The organism is Paenibacillus sp. Leaf72 (genome assembly GCF_001422685.1).
GTDB lineage: Bacteria > Bacillota > Bacilli > Paenibacillales > Paenibacillaceae > Pristimantibacillus.
Genome location: NZ_LMLV01000030.1, coordinates 120,989 through 143,529 on the forward strand (window position 1 = coordinate 120,989; position 22,541 = coordinate 143,529).

Genomic DNA, 22,541 nt, shown 5'->3' on the forward strand with positions numbered 1-22,541 from the left:
AGGAAGAAAAAAGGTCTACACTTTCAGCAGAGCGGTGAATTTCTCCGAATCAAGCAAATTGCCGACGTAGAAGTCGCCAAAGTCGCCGTAACGCGCGCTGACTTCATCAAAGCGCATTTCATAGATCAGCTTCTTGAACTGCAGTGCGTCCTCTGCGAACAGTGTAACGCCCCACTCCCAATTGTCGAAGCCGACGGAGCCGCTAATAATTTGCTTCACTTTGCCCGCATATTTGCGGCCAATCATGCCATGGCTGCGCATCATCGTGCGGCGCTCGTCCATGCCGAGCATATACCAATTGTCGCTGCCATCGCGGCGCTTGTTCATCGGGTAGAAGCAGATGTGGCGCGCTTTTGGCAAAATCGGCTTGAGGCGGGCGAGAATTTCCGGATTTTCCATCGGATCAACGCCTGGCTGGTTCACATAGTTGCTGAGCTCCACAACGCTTACATAAGAATAGGTCGGTGTTGTAAAGGAAGCGAACGCTGTTTTATTGAAAGCCGTCTCGATTTCATTCAGCTCCTCCAGCGTTTCGCGCAGGTGCATGAATACAAAATCAGCTTTCTGTCCAACGATGGAGTAGACAGCTGTGCTGCCTTGCTTGCTTTCCTCTACATCTGACCATTGCTTCAGAAACGTATTCAGCTCGTCGAGCATGCGGTTTTGCTCTTCGGTGGTGCTCAGTCTCCATGCAGCCCAATTGACGCTGCGGAAATCATGGAGGCAGTACCAGCCTTCTAGTGTAATTGCTACTTCACTCATATCAGCGATAACCCCTATCTTTGGCATATTTTGCTGTGAACATTGTATCGTAGTTTAGGGCGGTAGGGCAAATGTCGGACTTGTGACAATTGGCAGATCGGAATTGACTTCCTTAAGCGGTTTCATTAAAATGTTATCGAGAGTCTGAGAGGGGAATCGTACATGCTTCAACTGATTATTGCGACGGTGCTGTTTTTGGTCATGATGTTCGGCATCGGATTTATTCTGAATATGCTATTGAAAACAACATGGTTTCCCATTTATATGTTTATTATTGTTCTTGTGCCGTTCTATGTGTGGAGCACTTGGGATAAGACGCTCTCCGCTTCTGAAAACTTTACGAGTTTTACTTTCATTGATTTAGTGCCTGTATTTGGCGCATTAATAGGCGCGTATTTAAGCGGCTGGACGATTCAAGCGCTGCGCAAGGGCGGCTACAAGATGTTTTAAGCATATAAGCAAATCCCTCACTTGGGGGATTTTTTCTATTCTTCTCTCTATTTCTCGGAATGAAACGCGCCGCGCTGCCAACGGATGGCGACAGCCGTTTCACCTTGAAATATAGGAAAGGATATCTTAATGCGATCCTTTCTCTATATTTCTCGGAATGAAACGCGCCGCGCTGCCAAAGGATGGCGACAGCCGTTTCACCTTGAAATATAGGAAAGGATATCTTAATGCGATCCTTTCTCTATATTTCTCGGACTGAAACGCACTGCGCTGCCAAAGGACAGCGACAGCCGTTTCACCTTGTGTTAAACTGATAGAAAGTATGGACAGGATGGAGTAGATGCCATGCGCATCGGTAACTTATTGCAGTATACGGAGCATCACCGCTATTATATTTTTCGTGATTTTTCATTAAGCAGTTTGGATTATAAAATATTATCGCTCATCTATCAGCCGATGATTGGCGCCTTCGCGGTTGCGTTGTACCAGCAGCTGTACCATGGCATATCGGATGGGGCTTCCGGCTATTCCTCGCTGGAGCCGCAGCGCAAGCTGTTTCTCGGGCTAGGGCTTGAGATGAATGAGCGCGGCCGCAAGCATCTTGTCGAGCAGGCGTCGCGCCTCGAGGCAGTTGGCCTGCTGCAAACGTCGCGGCTGGCACTGCCGGAGCAAAGCGACCTGATTTATGAATATGAGCTGGCTAAGCCGCTCACGCCGGGCGAGTTTTTTCAAACCCAGCATTTGGTTATGCTGCTTCGTGACAAGGTTGGGAAATACGCGCTAATTGCGTTAAGGGAATCATTTGGCGCGCAGGAGCCGGACGAGCTGGCCAGCGTACAGCTGAGCAAGGAGAACATTTCCGTACCGTTCTATGAGCTGTTTCAGCTTAATCCCCAATCCGTAGACCCGGAGCTGGAGCAGGCATTAAGCGAGGTGGCGCCATCTCGGCAAGCAGCACCTAGGCTTAAACAGGAGACGGCAGGCATTCCTTATGGGGAAATTATTTTGCGGTTTCCGCGCAATTCCGCTAACCGCAGCTATGTAGAGCGGCTGCGCGGTGATGGCGAGCAGCTTGGGCAGCTGAATTACGTCGCTTACAAATACAGCTTAAATGCGAGCGATCTTTGCCGTCTGCTGGATGAGGATGGCGTATTTGCGCCTGACGGGCTGCTGCTCATTGACGAGCTGCAAATGCGGGCCAATCAAATGTACCGCCAGGATAAGAAGCGCGAAGGGGATCGCCAGCGTACGATTGCCCGCGTGCAGCAGTCTCAGGCGGAAGTAACTGAAGACAATATTGAAGAGTTTGGCGTTCAGGAAGAATATTATTTAAGCGTGCCTAACTTGCTCGATGGCAGATGCGACATTCATCAGTACAATATGCTGATGCGCAATGAGCCGCATACCCGCTTTATGCAGCGCTTTTTCCCTGGGGCTGTACCGGATTGGATTGAACGCTCCTTCGAGCGCATCGATCTCAATTACCGGCTGCCTGCTCCTGTTATTAATGTACTCATTCATTATGTTATAGGCATGAACGACGCCCATCGGATGACGAAAACCTTCGTTGAAGCGGTCGTATCCAATATGCTCGTCAAGCAGATAGATACGTTTGAGAAGGCTGTTGGCTACGTGCGCGAGCAAGGGAAGGTTGAAGAGGGCAAGGAACAGCGTCAAGAAAATGCGCGTTCTGTGGGCGCAACGGGGCGCGGAGGGTCCCGTGCTGGCGCAAGAGGCGGTGCTTCCCGTAAGCCAAGCATCCCGATTGTGCAGGATACGGAATCGGCTAGCCAAGTATCGCCCGAGAAGCTTGAAGAAATGCGACAGCTGGCAAGGAAGCTGGATGGAAAATAAGATTGCGGGGTGATTAAGAATGGAATCGCTGGGTGAGCTTCTGAAAGCATGGCCTGCGGGCAAGTCATTAACGGATCAGGCGGACCGCAAGCTGGAAGAGCTGCTTGCCGATCCGCTTGTGCATCGGCTGCGGGAGAAGCATCCCGAGCTGGATGAGCAGGCGGTTCGTCTTAATTTGAACCGGGTCTATCAATATGTAACGGAATATCGGAACTGTACGAACTGTCCGGGGCTTGACCAATGCCCGAATGACTTTGAGGGCCATTATACGCTGCTTTCATGCGATATCGTGCAGGAGCGCGTACAGCTGCATGACCGCAAAGTGGCCTGCAAGAAAATGATTGCCCGCAGGAGCGAGGAGCGGATCAGGAAACGGATTCGCAGCTTCTATGTAGATGACCGGGCGCTCAAGAGCGGCTATTCGGCGCTCGAAATTTTGGACAAGGACCCTACCCGGGCTGAAGCAGCTTACCGCGTCATTGAATATATTGACCGGACGAAGGAGCAGGGTCTTCAACCAAACGGCCTGTATTTAGCCGGGAAGTTTGGCACAGGGAAGACGTTTCTTATGTGCTACCTGCTGCATGAGCTGGCGAAAGCCGATTATTCCGGCGTCATCGTCTACATGCCTGATTTTGTCGAGGATTTGAAGTCGATGATGCACGAGCCGGCGAAGCTGCGGGAGACGGTAGAGATGATGAAGGAAACCGACCTGCTTATCTTCGATGATATCGGCGCCGAAAACTTGAATCCTTGGGCAAGGGATCATGTGCTTGGCTCCATATTGAATTATCGGATGAACCGCAAGCCGACGCTGTATACGTCCAATTATGAGCTTGATGGGCTTGAGCGGCATTTTAGCTTCACAAGCAAGGATGGCGATGAAGTGTATAAAGGGCAGCGATTGATGGACCGGATTCGGCCCTATGTCGATGTGATTATGGTCACAGGCGACAATAAGCGAGGATTAAAATAAAAAATTTGTTTAAAATTTTAGCCTTTAGGTTACTCTATTAAACCTGTCGAGAACGATTCGACAGGTTTTTTTGCATCTGTAAACATTTATAAATGTTTTACTTTTATAACGAATAATCAATGATGGTGCAATCGCGGGGGCAATACCCAAAAGACTGGGATACAACGGTTCATGGCAAATGAATAAAAGTGTATGAAGCGAATTTTCGCTCTAAAAATGTAAACGCATTATTGGTAGTAATTGTTAATTTATACGTAACTTAAATTAAAAATGTTTGCGTTTTCATTAAAAAATTTTTAAATTAATTTTTTGTGTCGTTTTTAATCAAATGCCGTATTTTCGGACATAATACCTTACGCAAAACAGCCGTAGTATGTGATATTGCTCAGTTTTACCGAAATGGGTAGTTGATTAAGTCTGATTTTATGCTATAATCTCTAGCATCAAATAGAGAATCTCAAACTATTCATAATTATTCCTTATGCCAAATATATATTCATCCTTACATTCAGTGGATAATATTTTTTTATTTCGGTTCTACGCAAACATGAACGTATGTTCACTGTATAAGGAACAAAGGAAGAATAATAGAGATTCATATTGAAATATTAATTGGGAGGAAATAAACGCATGAAAAAGAAGTATTCGTTTTTACTCAGCACGTTGCTTGTCATGACTTTGATCATCAGCGCTTGTGGCAATGCAGGCACTAACACAGGCACCAATAATCCGGGAGAGGCTAGCCCAGAGGCTACCGCAACCGAAGTGAAATTGGCTGATAATCAAGAGATCAGCGTGAACATTGCATCTGAGCCCCCGACACTTAACCCTGGTAAAGCAAGCGACTCCACATCCGGTACGATTTTGCGCCAAACGTTCGAAGGTTTGACACGTATTGGACAAGACGGACACCCTGAAAATGCAGTAGCATCGAAAGTTGAAGTTTCTCCTGACCAAACGGTATACACATTCACTATTCGCGACGGCGCTAAATGGTCCAATGGCGATCCAGTAATTGCCGGAGACTTTGAATATGCATGGAAATGGGTTCTAGACCCAGCTAACGCAGCAGATTACGCTTATCAGCTTTATTATATTAAAGGAGCAGAGGCTGCTAACCTCGGCAAAGGAAAAGTTGAAGATGTAGGCATTAAAGCGGTCAACGACACTACGCTTGAAGTTACGCTTGCTAACCCGACTTCTTTCTTCCTTGAATTGACAGCATTCTACACATACCTGCCAGTAAACAGCAAAATTGCTGCAGCCAACAAAGATTGGGCTAACGATGCAGGCGACCAATACACAACGAACGGTCCTTTCCACATGACCGAATGGAAACACAGCGACAACCTTATTATTGAGAAAAGCGACACGTATTGGGATAAAGACAACGTGAAATTGACTAAAATCAACTTCTCGATGATCAATGATTTCAATACTGAGCTTTCGATGTTTGACAATGGCGAGCTGGACTGGGCTGGACAGCCTAACGGCCAATTGCCAGTTGATGCCATGCAAGCTTTGAAAGACCAAGGCTCTTTGCATACACAACCAATTGCTGGTGTGTACAACTACAAGTTCAACACGAAAGTGGCTCCTTTCGACAACAAAAACATCCGTAAAGCATTCGCTTATGCGATGAACCGCCAAGAACTGATCGACAACATTACACAAGGCGAGCAATTGCCAGCGATGGCAATGGTGCCTCCGACGATGTTTGCTGAAAACGAAAAAGGTTATTTTGCCGATAACGATATGGCGAAAGCAAAAGAATATTTGGCTGAAGGCTTGAAGGAAATGGGCCTGAAAGACGCATCTGAGCTTCCTCCAATCTCTATTTCTTATAACACGAATGAAGCGCACCAAAAAATCGCTCAAGCCATTCAAGACATGTGGTCCAAAAACCTTGGCGTAGAAGTAACGCTTGATAACGCTGAGTGGGCTGTATATATCGAGAAATTGCATGCTGGCGACTACCAAGTAGGCCGTCTGGGCTGGCTTGGAGATTTCAATGATCCAATTAACTTCCTTGAGCTGTACCGCGATGCTGATGGCGGCAACAACGATACAGGCTGGGAAAATGCAGAATACAAAAAATTGCTGATTGATTCCGCATCTGAGTCAGATGCTGCGAAACGTACGGAAATGTTGAAACAAGCAGAAGCAATCTTCATGGAAGATATGCCTGTAGCGCCAATTTATTTCTATACGATGAACTGGGTTCAAAATGAAAAATTGAAAAACGTTGTAATCAGCGGTCTAGGCGACGTAACTTACAAATGGGCCTATATTGAAGCTTAATACAGGTAGGATGTAAAAAAGAATAGTCGACCATAACCGGATGCAGCGGTATGGTGGGCGGAACATCCCGGATCACATTTTCAAGTGGTTCGGGGTGTTCCTTTGTTATGAAAATGCGGGGCTATACTCCCCTTATATGTAAATAAAGCTCGAAACTAATAGGAGGTGCCAGACTATTATGGTGAAATATATTGGCAGACGTTTGCTGTATATCCTTTTGTCGTTGTGGCTGATTATTACAGCTACCTTTTTCTTGATGCGTCTTGCTCCGGGTAACCCGTTTACGTCGGAGAAGCAACTGCCGCCGGAGATTAAAGCTAATCTGCTGGCTCACTATGGTCTGGATCAACCGTGGTATGCGCAATATGGCGATTATTTGCTGAAAGTGCTGCAATGGGATTTTGGTCCTTCATTCAAGTATAAAAGCCAGACCGTTAATGATTTGATCAATACCGGTTTTCCTGTTTCACTCGTGCTTGGCTTGGAAGCGATCTTCCTGGCGCTTGCCGTTGGTGTCATTCTAGGTGTTATTGCTGCGCTCAAGCATAATCGCTGGCAGGATTATACCGCGATGATTATTGCGGTGGCGGGGATTTCGGTGCCTTCCTTCATTATGGCAACGGTGCTGCAATATGTGCTTGCCATTAAATTTGGCATTTTTCCTGTCGCAAGATGGGGAACGTTCATGCATACGGTTTTGCCGGCGATTGCACTCGCTTCCACGCCAACGGCATTTATCGCTCGTCTGACGCGCTCCAGCATGCTTGAAGTACTTAGCAATGATTATATTAAGACTGCGAAGGCCAAGGGCCTGAGCGAGTTTATGATTACAATTAAACATACGCTTCGCAATGCGCTGCTGCCTGTCGTTTCTTATATGGGGCCGCTGTCGGCTGGTGTCATTACAGGAAGCTTTGTTATTGAGCGTATTTTCGGCATACCGGGCCTTGGCTCCCACTTCGTTGTAAGTATCGGTAACCGTGACTACACGGTTATTATGGGTGTTACGGTGTTCTATAGTATTATCCTTCTCTTTAGCGTACTCTTGGTTGACATTTTATATGGATTAATTGATCCCCGTATTAAACTTGGGCGCGGGAAGAAAGGGGCTTGACGATGGAACCAATATCTAAAGACCGCTTTAAGCTGGTAGGCTTGCAGCAGCAAGGAACAGATAATGTGGCGAAGGCAAGCCTTACTTTCTGGCAGGATGTCGTTCGGCGCTTCGCACAAAACAAACTAGCCATGGTCGGGGTTGTGCTGCTCGTTATTTTGGTCTTTATGGCTGCGTTTGGCCCATTAATGACCGAATTTGATTACCGTTCCAACGATCTAGGCAACAAAAATCAAGCACCGTCTGCTGAACACTGGTTCGGCACGGATGATCTGGGACGCGACATGTTTGCCCGTGTCTGGGAGGGTGCACGAATTTCCCTGTTTATCGGACTTGCGGCCGCACTTATCGACTTGTTTATTGGCGTCCTTTGGGGCGGAATTGCCGCTTACAAGGGCGGACGTGTAGACGAAGGCATGATGCGTTTTGCCGACGTTCTCTACGGTATTCCCTATTTGCTGCTGGCGATTATTTTGATGGTCGTATTCGGGCAAAGCTTGGGAACGATGATTGTAGCGATGACTATAACGGGCTGGATTAATATGTCGCGTATCGTTCGGGGACAAGTGTTGTCGCTGAAAAACCGCGAGTATGTGTTAGCCGCTCGTACACTGGGCGCAACGATGCCTTGGATTATGAGAAAGCATTTGATTCCGAATGCGATGGGCCCTATTCTGATTACGATGACGCTGACAATTCCATCGGCGATTTTTACAGAGTCGTTCCTGAGCTATTTGGGTCTAGGCCTGACTCCGCCGATTGCGAGCTGGGGTACAATGGCATCCGATGGATTGCCTGCGCTTAAATATTATCCATGGCGTTTGTTCTTCCCGGCCATTATGATCTGTGTAACGATTTTCTCATTTAACGTAATTGGCGACGGATTGCGTGACGCTCTCGATCCGAAAATGCGCAAATAATAGGAGGGAAGCATAAATGGAAAAGCTGCTCGAAGTAAAAGATTTGTGCGTTTCCTTCGGTACGCACGGCGGCGAGGTACAGGCGGTAAGAGGCATTAGCTTTGACCTGTACAAGGGCGAGACGCTTGCCATCGTAGGGGAATCGGGTTCTGGCAAAAGTGTCGCTTCACAAACGATTATGAAGCTCATTCCGATGCCGCCAGGCAAAATTACCAATGGCGAAATTTTGTTTGATGGCGACGATTTGGTGAAAAAAACCGATAAGCAAATGGAGAAGGTACGGGGCAAGGATATTAGTATGATTTTCCAAGATCCGATGACCTCGCTTAATCCAACGATGAAAATTGGACCGCAAATTATGGAGGTGCTGAAGAAGCACCAAAAGCTTTCCGGCTCCGCTGCAAAAGAACGTACGATTGAACTGCTTCGTCTCGTCGGTATTCCGATGCCGGAGACGCGGATTAACCAATATGCCCATGAGTTTTCCGGCGGTATGCGCCAGCGGGCGATGATTGCGATTGCGCTTGCGGCCAATCCAAGATTGCTCATTGCCGATGAGCCGACGACGGCGCTTGACGTAACGATCCAGTCGCAAATTTTGGAGCTGATCAAAGATTTGCAGCAAAAAATCGGCATGTCCGTCATTTTCATCACGCATGATTTGGGCGTTGTTGCAAATGTAGCTGACCGTGTAGCCGTTATGTATGCGGGGCAAATTGTCGAGGTTGGAACTGTGGATGAAATTTTCTACGATCCGCGCCATCCTTATACATGGGGACTTCTTGCGTCCATGCCGAGCCTTGATATGACAGATAAAGCCGAGCTGCTGGACATACCAGGCACGCCTCCTGATTTGACGAATCCGCCTAAGGGCGATGCGTTTGCCCCACGCAACCGCTACGCGCTGGCGATTGATTTCGAGGAAGAGCCGCCGATGTTCCAAGTATCCGAAACGCATTATGCCAAAACATGGCTGCTGCACCCGGATGCGCCGAAGGTGGAGCTGCCGGAGCAGGTTAAACGGAGAGTTCGTAAATTGGCAGCGTCTTTCGATAAGCCGGTGCTTGCGGAAGGAGAGGCTTAAATGGCGAAGAAGCTGCTAGAAATCAAAAACCTAAAGCAATATTTCAATGAAGGCCGCCCGAATATGGTGAAAGCTGTCGACGACGTCAGCTTCGATATTTATGAAGGCGAGACGCTTGGTCTCGTTGGGGAGTCAGGCTGCGGCAAATCAACGACCGGCAGAACGATTCTACGGCTGTATGACGCGACGGACGGCCAAGTGCTGTTCAGCGGTGAGAATGTTCACGGACACAAGTCTAGAAGCGAACTGAAGCGTCTGAACCGCAAAATGCAAATGATTTTCCAAGATCCATATGCCTCGCTCAACCCGAGGATGACTGTTGGCGATATTATTGCCGAGGGCATTGATCTTCATGGGCTTGCGAAAAATAATAAGGAACGCATGGCGAGAGTGCATGAGCTGCTGGAGACAGTAGGCTTGCACAAGGACTATGCGAGCCGCTACCCGCATGAAGCGTCCGGCGGACAGCGCCAGCGGATCGGTATTGCCCGCGCGCTTGCGGTCGATCCTGACTTTATTATTGCCGATGAGGCGATCTCCGCGCTGGACGTATCGATTCAAGCGCAAATTATCAATCTGATGAAGAAGCTGCAGCGGGAGAAAAACCTGACTTATTTGTTTATTGCCCATGATTTGTCTATGGTTAAATATATTAGCGACCGTATTGGCGTGATGTACTTTGGCAAGCTCGTTGAGCTTGCTACTGCGGATGAGCTGTACAACAATCCAATGCATCCTTATACGAAGTCGCTGCTGTCGGCCATTCCAATTCCCGATCCGGAGACGGAGCGCGTGCGCAAACGGACACCTTATGATCCGAATGTGCATCAGTATACACCGGAGGACCTTCCGGAAATTCGTGAAGTGAAGCCTGGACATTTTGTGTATTGCTCGAAACGCGAGATGGAGCAGCTGCAAGCTTCTCATTAAAATGGGTTTAAGCCACTGGGCTTAAAGCTTGCATGAATACAGCTTGCAGCTCTAGTAGAAAGGACTGTTCCAAATCAGTAAAGCCTTACGGCTGCACTGGTTTGAGGGCAGTCCTTTTTTTGCGTGGAGAGCTCTCGATTCCTATCGTTATCTTCAGGTTGGAAGGCGGCAGAAACAGCACACAAAAAGCGAGCTTTTTACCAAAATGGTATTAACATCAATTCATAAACCTAATTTCGAAAACGCTATTGACTAAACAAAATCACGCTGGTAGAATCCTTCCATAACCAACTAAGCGGGTAGGAATAATATTTTATCTACCGGACCACCGGCGGCAAAACGTTACTCATTTATCCAGGACTGCAGGAGCAAAAAGAAAAAAATCAGGGGTGTGAGGATTTATGTTAAAGGGGAAATGGTCGGTTTCATTATTGCTCGTATTGGTGCTCATCTTGTCCGCTTGCGGAGCAAACGGAGGCAACCAGGGAACTGGAGCAGGAGCAGGAGAGTCGCCAGCTGCATCAACAGAAGCGGGCGCCGCAGGAGAGAAGCCAGCAGAACCAGTCAAGCTGCTAAATGTATCGTATGACCCAACTCGTGAGCTGTACGAGGAGTATAATAAAGCTTTTTCAACGTATTGGAAAAATAAAACCGGCCAGGACGTAACGATTAGCCAGTCCCATGGCGGATCAGGCAAGCAAGCCCGCGCAGTCATTGACGGTCTGAAAGCAGATGTCGTCACGCTGGCGCTTGGCTACGATATTGATTCCTTGGTGGAGCCGGGCCTGCTGAGTGCAGACTGGCAATCCAAATTCGAGCATAACAGCTCGCCGTATACGTCAACAATCGTGTTCCTTGTACGCAAGGGCAACCCGAAGGGCATTAAAGACTGGAATGATCTGATTAAAGACGGTGTAGAGGTCATTACGCCAAACCCGCAAACGTCGGGCGGAGCGCGTTGGAACTATCTTGCAGCATGGGGCTATGCGCTCAAGCAGAACAACAATGACGAGGCGAAAGCGCAGGAGTTCATCACACAGCTGTTCAAGCATGTGCCAGTGCTCGATACAGGTGCGCGCGGAGCAACAACGACCTTTGTAGAAAAAGGAATTGGCGATGTGCTGCTGGCTTGGGAAAATGAAGCGTTCCTGTCCATCAAGGAGCTTGGACCTGATCAATTCGAAATCGTCTATCCTTCGGTCAGCATTTTGGCGGAGCCGCCTGTAGCGGTCGTTGATAAAAATGCCGAGGCCAATAAAACGACAGAAGTAGCCAAAGCATATCTGGAGTATTTGTACTCGGATGAAGGCCAAGAGATTGCAGCTAAAAACTACTACCGTCCTATTAATGAGACGATTGCTGCAAAATATGCAGATACGTTCAAAAAGCTGGATCTGCTGACGATCGACGGAGATTTTGGCGGCTGGAAAGTGGCGCAGGAGAAGCATTTTAATGCGGGCGGCATATTCGAAAAGATTTACACGCCAGGCTCGTAATGATCGCTAGGCACAGCAAAATGTGGAATGGAGCTGACTTCACATGAAAGGTTCCAGTAGGAGCAAAGGAAGAAGCAGAGGCGGCAAAGCGCGAAACGTTTTGCCCGGCTTCGGCCTATCAATGGGATTTGCAATTGTGTATTTGAGCTTGATCGTTCTAATCCCGCTGGCCAGCGTATTTATTAAGACGACAGGACTCAGCTTTGCCGAATTTTGGGGCACGGTAACGAATCCAAGGGTTCTGGCTTCTTATCGCATCAGCTTCTTTACCGCTTTCAGCGCCGCAGCCGTCAATATGGTGTTCGGCCTGCTCATTGCGTGGGTGCTGGTCCGCTACCGTTTTCCCGGCAAAAAATTTATCGACAGCCTCGTCGATCTTCCATTCGCGCTGCCGACAGCGGTAGCGGGAATTGCACTGACGGCTATTTATGCGCCGAATGGCTGGGTAGGCAAGCTGCTCCAGCCTCTCGGACTCAAGGTAGCCTATACGCCACTGGGCATTACAATAGCCCTTATCTTTATCGGCATTCCCTTCGTCGTCCGCACGGTGCAGCCTGTGCTGCAGGATCTCAATAAAGAAATAGAAGAGGCCGCGGTTATGCTTGGCGCCTACCGGATGCGAACTTTTTGGAAAGTGATTTTGCCTGAGCTGATGCCGGCTCTGCTTACGGGCTTCGCTCTAGCTTTTGCTCGCGGAATTGGGGAATACGGCTCCGTCGTATTCATCTCTGGCAATATGCCGATGAAAACCGAAATCGCCCCGCTTCTCATTATGACGAAGCTGGAGCAGTTTGATTACGCAGGGGCTACCGCAATCGCGCTCGTTATGCTCGTCGTTTCGTTCCTGCTGCTGCTGTTCATTAATTTCATGCAGTGGCGGATTAACCGCCGCGTCGTAGAAGGAGGCTAAGCAAGATGGCTGGAGCAATTACAACGCATTTATCGAGCGAGGCCTCCAAGCGGCCTAAGCATATTACGGAACCGGCAATCGTGCGGATTGTACTCATAACGGTAGCGCTTATTTTCCTCGCGCTGGTCGTCCTGCTGCCGCTCGTTTCTGTATTTGTTGAAGCTTTTAAGAAGGGCTTTGACGTTTATCGTGCCGCGATCACCGATCCCGATGCTTTATCGGCACTGAGACTGACGCTGCTCGTAGCTGTAATCGCTGTTCCGCTGAATACGCTGTTCGGCATATCCGCTGCGTGGGGGATCAGCAAGTTCCGTTTTCGCGGCAAGCAGTTTTTAATTACACTCATTGATTTGCCGTTTGCCGTATCTCCGGTCATATCTGGACTTATTTATATTTTGATGTTTGGCGCGCAGGGCTTTTTCGGCCCATGGCTCGATTCCCATGGCATTCAGCTCGTCTTCGCACTGCCGGGCATCGTGCTGGCGACCGTATTCGTAACGGTGCCTTTCATTGCCCGCGAGCTCATTCCGCTCATGCAGGCGCAGGGAGTGGCAGAAGAGGAAGCAGCGGCAAGCCTTGGCGCAAAGGGCTGGCAAATTTTTTGGCGGGTCACCTATCCGAACATAAAGTGGGGCCTATTGTACGGCATTATTTTATGTAATGCCCGGGCGATGGGCGAGTTTGGAGCAGTGTCTGTCGTATCAGGCCATATTCGCGGGCAGACAAACACGCTGCCGCTGCATATTGAGATTTTGTACAACGAATACCAATTTTCAGCTTCGTTTGCCGTGGCATCGCTGCTCGTCATGCTGGCGTTCATTACGCTTATCGTCAAGTCGCTGATGGAATGGCAAATGAACAAGCGGGCTTCTGCCCAAAATGCCTGACACTTACGATAAGGTGGATTAAAAAAAGGAGGAGAAGACAATGGCAAAACCTTTGGAAATTGATCAGCAGTGGCTTAAGCGGATTGCGGATCAGGTGGGCGGGCTGCAATATGGAAGTGTGAATATTACGGTGCATGACGGCAGAATCGTCCAGATTGACCGGACCGAGCGGACGCGCTACGATCAGCCCTCCAGCAAGCAGCAGGAATCCCAAAGCGTCAAGCAGCAGGCAAGCAATAGCCATAATAATAGTAACACCAACAGCAACAAGCACCAATCGGCCTGAATAAATAAAGAAAAGAACCTTCGAATCATCCGCCTAATAGCGGGTTCGAAGGTTCTTTCTTTTAAATATAGGTCATTTATAAGTTTCTCTCTTATAAATGGCCTATATTTCTCGGAATGAAACGCGCCACGCCGCCAGAGGACGGCGAGAGCCGTTTCACCTTGAAATATAGGAAAGGATATGATTTCGCCATCCGTTCTCTCTATTTCTCGGAATGAAACGCGCCACGCCGCCAAAGGACGGCGAGAGCCGTTTCACCTTGGCTGCAAAGCTTGCTATTTGTTTACGATATGATAAATTTCACGATAACAGCAGCAGCAAACATGACAGTCATTAGACCGAGCATGCCGCCGAAGCCGAACACTACGTCCATCAAGTCGTGGCGCGGTTCTTCATTATAATGCTCGCGCGGGTCTCTAACGTTCTCCATAACAAGCGTCCTCCCTTGAAAACGATTTAGCTATCAACAGTATACCCAACTATCCGAATAATTGTAAAGCAAAACACGGCAACTATTGTAAACTTGAGGACTCGGCTGCCGGCACCAATCTATGTTACAATAAGGCATGGGAACAAATGTCCGCAAGGGAGGTTTGGAAATGAATCAGCATGAGGGGAAACAGGCAGCCAGCCAGGCTGAAGCAGCGGAATTAATTCGTCATAAGCTAGCGCTGCTTCCGGACCAGCCTGGCTGCTATTTAATGAAAAACAGCGAAGGCACAATCATATACGTCGGCAAAGCCAAAATATTAAAAAATCGCGTCCGCTCGTATTTCAACGGCTCTCATAATGGCAAGACGCAGCGCCTCGTTGCGGAAATCCGCGATTTTGATTTTATATTGACGAAGAGCAACATGGAGGCGCTCATTCTGGAGTGCAATCTCATTAAGCAGTATCACCCGCGCTATAACGTCTTGCTGAAGGACGACAAGTCCTTTCCTTATATAAAAATTACGCATGAGCAGCATCCGAAACTCGAGGTAACCCGCAGGATGGCCAAGGATAAGGGGAAATATTTCGGCCCTTATCCGAATGCTTATGCCGCCCAGCAGACGAAGAAGCTGCTGGACCGGCTGTATCCGCTGCGCAAATGCAAGACGCTGCCTGACAAGGTATGCCTGTACTATCACATGGGGCAATGCATTGCGCCTTGTGAATATGAGATTGAACCCGGCACCTATGAGGCGATGGTTCAGGAAATTACCCGTTTCCTCAATGGCGGCCATGATGTGGTGCGGGCGGATTTGCAGCACAAGATGGAGGCTTCCGCCGAGCAGCTGGAGTTCGAGCGGGCGAAGGAATACCGCGACCAGATCATTGCGATTGATGCGGTGATGGAGAAGCAGAAAATTACGATGTCAGACGCCTTGGACCGCGATATTTTCGGCTATGCGGTCGAGAAGGGCTGGATGTGCGTCCAAATTCTTTATATGCGCCAAGGCAAGCTTATTGAGCGCCATGGTACGACCTTCCCTTATTATGGCGAAGAGTACGATGATTTTATGACCTTTGTAACCCAATACTACAGTGAAAATCCTGCGCTGCCGAAGCAGATTTTACTGCCGTTGCCGCCAGAGCAGGCGGATAATGGACAGACAGCGGGCAAGCCGGCAGCAGGGAAGCAAGAGACGACTGCTGCCCATCTTGACCAGGAAGCAGCGCCAAGCGCAAATGAAGCAGTAAGGGATATGGTCGATGCAGCGAGCCTAGTCGTTGTGATTGACGAAGAGACGCAAGGGGAAGCCCAGCCGCCCAAAGAGAAGGAGCTGTCCGTTGCGGAGGAGGCCGCTGCTGCGCTGCACCACTGGCTTAAGGTCAAGGTGCTGCTGCCGCAGCGCGGACGCAAGAGCGAGGTCGTCTCGATGGCGACGGAGAATGCCAAGGTAACGCTTGCCGACAAGTTCCGGCTCATCGAGCGGGATGAGGAGCGCAGTGTCAAGGCGGCGGCAGGGCTGGCCCAATGGCTTGGTTTGCCGCAGGCAACCCGAATTGAGGCGTTTGACAACTCCAACATACAAGGTACGAATCCCGTATCGGCTATGGTCGTATTTACGGACGGCAAGCCGGATCGCAAGGAATACCGCAAATACAAGGTCAAGACGGTCGTCGGGCCAGATGATTATGAGACGATGCGCGAGGTCATTCGCAGGCGCTATGAGCGCGTGCTCAAGGATCAGCTGGCTGCTCCGGATCTGATCGTCGTCGATGGCGGAAAGGGGCAAATTTCCGCAGCGATTGATGTGCTGCAAAATGAGCTGAACCTGTTTATCCCGGTATGCGGTCTCGTCAAGGATGCCAAACACCGGACCGCACAGCTCATGACCGGCGATCCCGCTGAAATTATTCCGCTGCCGCGCGACAGCCAGGAGTTTTATTTGCTGCAGCGCATACAAGACGAGGTTCACCGCTTCGCGATTACGTTCCACCGCGAGCAGCGCGGCAAGTCGATGGTCGTCTCGCAGCTCGATGCTATTCTGGGTATTGGCGAGAAGCGGCGCAAGCTGCTGCTTAAGCATTTTGGCTCCATTAAAAAAATAAAAGAGGCCACGGTGGAAGATTTCCGGCCTCTTTCAATAGGAGATAAGCTTGCCGCACAAATTATTGCGGCACTTGGGGAGGAGGCGTCGCCGTAAGCTGCGGCGGCCTTCCTCCTTTTTTGACGTATAGGAAAGGATATGAATGTTCTCATCCTTTCTCTATACGTTTCGCCAAAACGATGGCGTCTAATAGGAAGGACGCCGCCAGGCGTTTTTCTTACGATGCCATACCCGAATGATATAGGCAATTGGAACAGGCAGAACAGCGTAGAAGATCGCTGCTCCGATATTTAAAGCACCGCCTACAGAAATGAGTGAGAAGCCCATTAACAGCGAATCAAATATCGCATGAACGAATATGGCGGTAATGAGGCTGTAGCGCAGGAAAATGTAGCTGAAGATCATCCCAATAATAATTAGCTCAATCAGCCTGGTGTAGTACGGGAAGATCGGATAGGAGACATGACCAAGCGCCCACAAGATGGTCGGAATCAAGGCGGCGACATAAATATTTTTGAACCATCTGCGGAACAAGGCAATGCCGAAAAACCGGTAAATGGCTTCCTCGGAAATCGCAGCGCACCAAGCCAGCATCGGCATGAGCCACAGCCATTTGATATTGTAGGGAGACTGAGTCGCATCGCTTGTGCTCCAACTGCCGATCGCCGTTTCGAGCACTAGAAAAATGACCGACTGCACGCCTAGCAAAATAAGGGCAATCAAATAACCGAGTCCCATGCTGCGCCAAACATGCTCGCCGTAATTTTTTTCGCGAAAGCCTGGCCATATCGGACGTTTCCACGAGCGCCACATGCCGTCACCGGCCACGAAGGAAAAATAGACAGCTGCGCCAACCGGGATGAGCAGAAGCGCAGTAAACCATGCCATAAAGGACACCTGGGCATCGCCCATCACCTGTTCGCCTTGCTGGGCAATGACGCCGTCCATAATGCCTAGATTATTAATAATATAAAAAACGGTGAAAATAAGGCTGATGGCGATCCCGCGTTTGAATGTCGTATGACGGCGGTATAATATCGCATAGATAATAGCTAGCACCAGCGTAATGAAAGTCATGTAAATGAGGCTGATCAACGATAAAGCGTCGGCCGTGCTTTTTTGCTGCTCAATATTGGCTACATAGTCTGCGGGTGGAATAAAGGATGGCTTATAAGTAGAAATGACGGTTTTGTCGCCATTTTGACTAAAGCCCACACGAAGCTCAAGCTGGGAACTGCCTGCTGCATACCCTGTTGGATGAATGACGACCTGTCCTAGCGAGTTAACGGCAGCGTCGTTCAAATCTTTGGCTTGAAAGCCTTGCGTAGTCGCAAAGCTGGCCGCTGCATCGAGAAGCTGCTTCTGTTCTTTAATGGTGTTCACGCCCGAGCCTGCTCCAAGGAGATTCCAAGCGACAACGCTGCCGCTTTGCATATGGAGGTAGACGAACGCGGTGCTGCCATTGTCAAGCGTTACTTGCGTTTGATAGGTGTCGAGCGGAAACTGCTGCATATATTTGGACGCATAATCCTCGTACAGCTTTTCCTTTATCAAATAGCCGGTTTCATCGCTGTCAGTTTGATAAACCGTATGAGCGTCCGTAACGTTAACGCCGAACTGCTTGGCGGCAAATTCCGTTGCTTTTTGCAGGGCTGCTTCATTTCCTATAACGTTGCCCTGGGATTCCGATGCGCCTGAATCAGGACCGCCAAGCATAGGGATGATTTGCAAAAATATAAAAATGACAGCGCTAATAACGGCGGCCCATACAAATTTCTTCCACTCGCGTGGAGCAATAAATTCAATCATAACTCACCTCAATTTCAGTTTAATCGAAAATTTAAGCATAGTACTCATACGATACCATATTAAACCATATGATCGCCAATCTAACAGCTTGGTCACCCTTTAGGCGGCTTGTCAGCGTTGTCCGCATTCATAAAACAGAGAAATAACGATATCCGGCAAGCTAATGGGCGGCTATCCTCCTCGCACGGCTGTTTTTGAATGAAATCAGCTGTTTTTATTGCAAAAGGCTGTTTTATACGCAGTGTGCTTTAAGCTTATAATCGTTAAGTCATGTGTAATGGAAATTGGAAATACAGCTGCTGCAAGTGAAAAGAATAATAGGCAATATGAAGGTGGATGCAATGAATATTTCGTTTTTTTCGTTACTAAAATGGTCCCCGCCACGCATATTGGTCGTTGGCTTTGCGATTATTATTATGCTGGGAGCTCTGCTGCTATCCCTGCCTTTTGCATCGGCCGACGGAAGCGGGCTGCGTTTTCTGGATGCTTTGTTTACGGCTACCTCGGCAACTAGCGTGACGGGGCTTGTAGTCGTGGATTCTGGCACTTATTTTTCGGTGGCTGGTCAGGTTATTATTATGCTGCTTATTCAAATTGGCGGGCTCGGCTTTATGACGATGGGCACGCTGTTCGCGCTTGTGCTGAAAAAGCGCATTTCGCTGCGGGAACGGCTTATTTTGCAAGAAGCCATGAATCAAGGCAGCATGGAAGGCATTATTCGGCTCATACGCAAGGTCATTGTTTACTCCTTATCATTTGAGCTCGTTGGCACATTGCTGTTCACGATGCGCTTTGCCTATGATATGCCGTTTGGTAAGGCGCTGTATTTCGGCGTGTTTCATGCTGTGTCGCTGTTTAATAATGCAGGGTTTGATATTTTTGGCGACTACCGCAGCTTGACGATGTATGTGGATGATCCGATTGTGAACCTGACTGCCATGCTGCTTATTATATCCGGAGGCCTCGGTTTTATCGTAATCTCGGATTTGCTGGAATTCCGCCGCCGCAAAGGGCTGTCCCTGCACAGCAAGGTGGTGCTGGTGATGACTGGCTCGCTCATTGCAGTCGGGGCGGTCGTAATATTTATTTTTGAGTTTTCGAATGCGCGAACGCTTGGCTCGCTCGACTGGGGCGGGAAAATTCTTGCATCCTTCTTCCAGTCCGTCTCTCCGAGGACGGCGGGGGCTAATACGCTGAACTATGCCGATTTGCGGCAGGCGACTTTATTTTTCACCATTATATTAATGTTTATCGGCGCATCTCCCGGCTCAACGGGGGGCGGGATCAAAACGACGACGTTTATGACGCTCATAGGGGCGGTTGTCGCAATGTTTCGGGGGAAAGAGGACATTGTACTGTTCCGCTATCGCCTCGGCAAGGAGCGGGTGCTCAAGGCGCTTACGATTACGATGCTGTCGCTGGCGCTGGTCGTCGTCGTAACGATGCTATTATCCGCGACCGAGGATCAGCGGTTTATTAAAATTTTATTTGAAGCAACATCCGCCTTCGGGACGGTAGGTCTGTCGATGGGCATAACGCCAGAGCTGAGCGATTTCGGGAAAATTATTATTTCGATTACGATGTTCGCTGGTCGTCTAGGCCCGCTGACGCTTGCTTATGCGCTCAATCCGAAAACCAGCAAAGAGCTTTACCGGTATCCCGAGGGCAAAATTACAATTGGATAGGGGAAACACAGATTTATTATGAAAAAGAACCAGTTCGTCATCGTAGGGCTTGGGCGTTTCGGCTCAAGTCTGGGCAGAGAGTTAATTCAGCTAGGCTATGAGGTGCTAGGCATTGATAAGGATGAGGAAGCCGTTCAGGAGCTAAGCGATGAGCTCACCTATACCGTATCAGCCGATTGCACAGACGAGGAGACGCTGCGCTCGATTGGCGTACGGAATTTTGATGTTGGTGTTGTCGCGATTGGCAATGATATTCAAGCGAGCATTTTGACGACGATTTTGCTTAAGGATTTGGGTGTTAAGACCGTAGTGGCGAAAGCGGTGGACGAGTTGCACGGGCGGGTATTGGAAAAAATCGGCGTGGACCGCATTATTTATCCAGAGCGGGATATGGGCATTCGAGTCGCACATCAGCTGGTATCGCCGAATCTGCTCGATTATATCGAGCTGTCCAAGGATTATACGATTGCCGAGATTGTCGTCACGGGCAAAATGCATGGCAAGACGCTCAGCGATCTCGACCTGCGCGCCCGCTTCGGGTGCAGCATTGTAGCGATTAATAAGCCCAATGGCATTATTATTGCCCCGACAGCAGCCGATGTGCTGCACGAGCGTGATGTCATGGTCATTATCGGGACGAATGAGCAGATTGAGCAGTTTGAAGAGGCAGCAACAAGGTGACAATAAAAACAGCAGCGCATGCGGCTATTCACACCTGCGCTGCTGTCTTCTTGTTGTTTCGCTGCTCAGGCCTTCGAGCGGGAGGCAAGCTCCTCAATCCACAGACGGACGGCTGGATGCAGCTGGGCCGGATCGGCATGAATGAGCGAAGTCGTGCGCTTCGTCTCCGCAAGCTCTCTGATCGGAATGACGGTGAGATCATTGTCGGCCAGCAGCTGTTCACGCACATAAGATTGGGGAAGCAGCGTCGCAGCCCGGCAAGTGTGCTGAAGCCGGACGATCGCCTCGAAAGAGTCAATCTCCATGCGTACATCTGGCTGGAGATTGTATTTGGCAAACAACTCATCGGTTAGCATGCGATACCAGGTACCTTTGGAGAAGAGGAGAATCGGCAAGCCGTTTAGGTCCTGAATGCCGAGCATGCCCTTGTCCGTTACCACCATGCTTTTCGGCAGGACGAGCAGCAGATGATCCTCGAACAGCGGGACACAGTGCAGCTGGGCGTCTTCAATCCGCGAGGCGACAATACCGATATCGGCTTTGCCTTCTCTTACATAAGTAACGATTTCATGGGTTTTGCCCGTGACCGCCTTAATATCGAATTCAGGATGACTGCCATTGAGCGCCTTGATAAAATCGGGAAGCGTCGTTTGCAGCGTCGTCAGGCTCGCTCCAATCGTAATGGAGGTCCGCCCTGCCGACTCATAATCGGCAACCTTCTGCAGGTAGCGCCGGTGCAGCTGGCGAAGCTCTAGTGCGTATTCATAGGTCATCTGGCCGATTGGTGTCAGCTCCAGCCGCTTGCCGATGCGCCGGAACAGCTGCGAGCCGATATCCTGCTCAAGCTTAGCTACTTTACGGGAGAGGGCAGGCTGGGACAGGTTCAGCAGCGCCGCAGCCTTGTTCATGCTGGACTGCTCGACGATGGCGGCAAACATATGCATTTCTTCAATCAAAATAGCCAGCTCCAGTCTGCTTATGTCAAATTGTTATAACAAATTATAAAAAATAAGCAATTCCATTATAAGCTGAAAAGGAGTACGATGGGAAGTGTGACTAAACTGTGTCAACTTTTGTTGACGGAGAATGAACCGAAGAGTAAAATGTAGAATGATTTGTAGACAAGCATTTGAGGAAAGCGTAACCACAGTCTGGAAAGGAGACACAAAGGCATGAAAGGAAATTCGTATTTTTCCCGTAAGCTTCACTCGCTGCTTGGTATCATTCCGCTCGGAATGTTTATCGTTGTGCATGCGCTTACGAACTATCAATCGTTCGAGAGGGGGGCAGAGGGGTTCAGCAGCGGCGTTAGCCTCATTAACAGCTTGCCATTGCTGCCGATTTTTGAAATTTTCGGTATTTACCTCCCGCTGCTTTTCCATGGCGTGTACGGCTTATATGTAGCCTATCAGTCAGACAGCAATCTAGGGCGTTTCAAGTACGGCCGCAACTGGGCGTTTACAGCGCAGCGTTTAACAGGTGTTATCACGTTTATCTTCGTGTTCTGGCACGTATACCAAACCCGTTTTCAAGTGTACTTGGGCTATATCACACATGAAGAGCTAGGCTCCACGATGCACAATATTGCGACTAATCCGCTTTATTTTGTATTTTATGTGGTCGGAGTATTGGCAGCTACGTTCCACTTTGCCAATGGCCTTTGGGCATTTTTGATCAGCTGGGGCATTACAGTAGGGCCTCGTGCGCAACGGATTTCATCCATTGTATGCATGGGTGTTTTTGTAGTCGTAGCGGCATTGTTTATTCTTTCGCTGGTTGCATTCCGCGGCGACGAATTCAAGGAAGCAGCCGATCTCGCATTGGCTTGGAATACTATCGGATAGTTTGAAGACAAGGAG

At 49.1% G+C, this 22,541-nt stretch carries 20 protein-coding genes; 16 read left to right on the forward strand and 4 right to left on the reverse strand.

The window, feature by feature from the left end; all coding sequences use genetic code 11:
- Positions 1-15 precede the first annotated feature (15 nt).
- Entirely contained in the window at positions 16-762 is a 747-nt protein-coding gene (gene hemQ, locus ASF12_RS21805) for a hydrogen peroxide-dependent heme synthase (RefSeq protein WP_056039448.1), read from the reverse strand.
- Positions 763-924: 162 nt separating this feature from the next.
- Here hemQ and ASF12_RS21810 point away from each other — a divergent pair, with 162 nt between their 5' ends.
- From ASF12_RS21810 to ASF12_RS21865, 12 genes are all read left to right on the forward strand, one after another.
- A complete protein-coding gene (locus ASF12_RS21810) occupies positions 925-1,212 on the forward strand; it encodes a YuiB family protein (protein ID WP_056039452.1) in 288 nt (95 codons plus the stop codon).
- A gap of 345 nt (positions 1,213-1,557) precedes the next feature.
- Positions 1,558-3,066 (forward strand): hypothetical protein, encoded by a 1,509-nt coding sequence (locus tag ASF12_RS21815; protein ID WP_056039456.1) that lies wholly within the window; start codon positions 1,558-1,560, stop codon positions 3,064-3,066.
- A gap of 19 nt (positions 3,067-3,085) precedes the next feature.
- A complete protein-coding gene (gene dnaI / locus ASF12_RS21820) occupies positions 3,086-4,042 on the forward strand; it encodes a primosomal protein DnaI (protein ID WP_056039460.1) in 957 nt (318 codons plus the stop codon).
- 630 nt (positions 4,043-4,672) lie between these two features.
- Positions 4,673-6,343 carry a peptide ABC transporter substrate-binding protein gene (locus tag ASF12_RS21825; protein WP_056039463.1) on the forward strand — a complete coding sequence of 557 codons (1,671 nt, stop codon included), beginning with the start codon at positions 4,673-4,675 and terminating at the stop codon, positions 6,341-6,343.
- A gap of 178 nt (positions 6,344-6,521) precedes the next feature.
- Positions 6,522-7,457, forward strand: coding sequence for an ABC transporter permease (locus tag ASF12_RS21830; RefSeq protein WP_046228634.1), 936 nt, complete (start codon positions 6,522-6,524; stop codon positions 7,455-7,457).
- Positions 7,458-7,459: 2 nt separating this feature from the next.
- A complete protein-coding gene (locus ASF12_RS21835) occupies positions 7,460-8,377 on the forward strand; it encodes an ABC transporter permease (protein WP_056039466.1) in 918 nt (305 codons plus the stop codon).
- A 16-nt stretch (positions 8,378-8,393) separates the two neighbouring features.
- On the forward strand, positions 8,394-9,461 hold the full coding sequence (locus ASF12_RS21840) for an ABC transporter ATP-binding protein (protein WP_056039469.1): 1,068 nt from the start codon (positions 8,394-8,396) through the stop codon (positions 9,459-9,461).
- Positions 9,462-10,391, forward strand: coding sequence for an ABC transporter ATP-binding protein (locus tag ASF12_RS21845; protein WP_056039472.1), 930 nt, complete (start codon positions 9,462-9,464; stop codon positions 10,389-10,391). It begins immediately after the preceding gene.
- 401 nt (positions 10,392-10,792) lie between these two features.
- Positions 10,793-11,887, forward strand: a complete 1,095-nt coding sequence (locus ASF12_RS21850) for a sulfate ABC transporter substrate-binding protein (protein ID WP_056039475.1) — start codon at positions 10,793-10,795, stop codon at positions 11,885-11,887.
- Between the two features lie 43 nt (positions 11,888-11,930).
- On the forward strand, positions 11,931-12,797 hold the full coding sequence (gene cysT / locus ASF12_RS21855; protein WP_056039478.1) for a sulfate ABC transporter permease subunit CysT: 867 nt from the start codon (positions 11,931-11,933) through the stop codon (positions 12,795-12,797).
- 5 nt (positions 12,798-12,802) lie between these two features.
- A complete protein-coding gene (cysW, locus tag ASF12_RS21860; protein ID WP_056039482.1) occupies positions 12,803-13,684 on the forward strand; it encodes a sulfate ABC transporter permease subunit CysW in 882 nt (293 codons plus the stop codon).
- A 40-nt stretch (positions 13,685-13,724) separates the two neighbouring features.
- The gene (locus tag ASF12_RS21865; RefSeq protein ID WP_056039485.1) at positions 13,725-13,970 is read left to right on the forward strand and encodes a YezD family protein; all 246 of its coding nucleotides are present in this window, start codon (positions 13,725-13,727) and stop codon (positions 13,968-13,970) included.
- A gap of 283 nt (positions 13,971-14,253) precedes the next feature.
- Here the strand turns inward: ASF12_RS21865 and ASF12_RS34670 are convergent, their stop codons facing one another.
- Positions 14,254-14,400: a YqzM family protein gene (locus ASF12_RS34670; protein WP_099516602.1), complete on the reverse strand. Its 147-nt coding sequence runs from the start codon at positions 14,398-14,400 to the stop codon at positions 14,254-14,256.
- A 169-nt stretch (positions 14,401-14,569) separates the two neighbouring features.
- Here ASF12_RS34670 and uvrC point away from each other — a divergent pair, with 169 nt between their 5' ends.
- Positions 14,570-16,603, forward strand: coding sequence for an excinuclease ABC subunit UvrC (uvrC, locus tag ASF12_RS21870; RefSeq protein WP_056039487.1), 2,034 nt, complete (start codon positions 14,570-14,572; stop codon positions 16,601-16,603).
- A gap of 90 nt (positions 16,604-16,693) precedes the next feature.
- Here uvrC and ASF12_RS21875 read toward each other — a convergent pair whose 3' ends face one another.
- The gene (locus tag ASF12_RS21875) at positions 16,694-18,316 is read right to left on the reverse strand and encodes a CPBP family intramembrane glutamic endopeptidase (protein WP_056039490.1); all 1,623 of its coding nucleotides are present in this window, start codon (positions 18,314-18,316) and stop codon (positions 16,694-16,696) included.
- A gap of 341 nt (positions 18,317-18,657) precedes the next feature.
- Between ASF12_RS21875 and ASF12_RS21880 the strand changes: the two genes are divergently transcribed.
- Entirely contained in the window at positions 18,658-20,001 is a 1,344-nt protein-coding gene (locus tag ASF12_RS21880; protein ID WP_056039493.1) for a TrkH family potassium uptake protein, read from the forward strand.
- A gap of 18 nt (positions 20,002-20,019) precedes the next feature.
- Positions 20,020-20,682 (forward strand): potassium channel family protein, encoded by a 663-nt coding sequence (locus ASF12_RS21885; protein WP_056039495.1) that lies wholly within the window; start codon positions 20,020-20,022, stop codon positions 20,680-20,682.
- Positions 20,683-20,747: 65 nt separating this feature from the next.
- On the opposite strand, the gene ASF12_RS21890 is transcribed toward ASF12_RS21885, so the two are convergent.
- Positions 20,748-21,638 carry a LysR family transcriptional regulator gene (locus ASF12_RS21890; protein WP_056039498.1) on the reverse strand — a complete coding sequence of 297 codons (891 nt, stop codon included), beginning with the start codon at positions 21,636-21,638 and terminating at the stop codon, positions 20,748-20,750.
- A gap of 216 nt (positions 21,639-21,854) precedes the next feature.
- Here ASF12_RS21890 and ASF12_RS21895 point away from each other — a divergent pair, with 216 nt between their 5' ends.
- Positions 21,855-22,526, forward strand: coding sequence for a succinate dehydrogenase cytochrome b558 subunit (locus ASF12_RS21895; protein ID WP_056039501.1), 672 nt, complete (start codon positions 21,855-21,857; stop codon positions 22,524-22,526).
- Positions 22,527-22,541 lie beyond the last annotated feature (15 nt).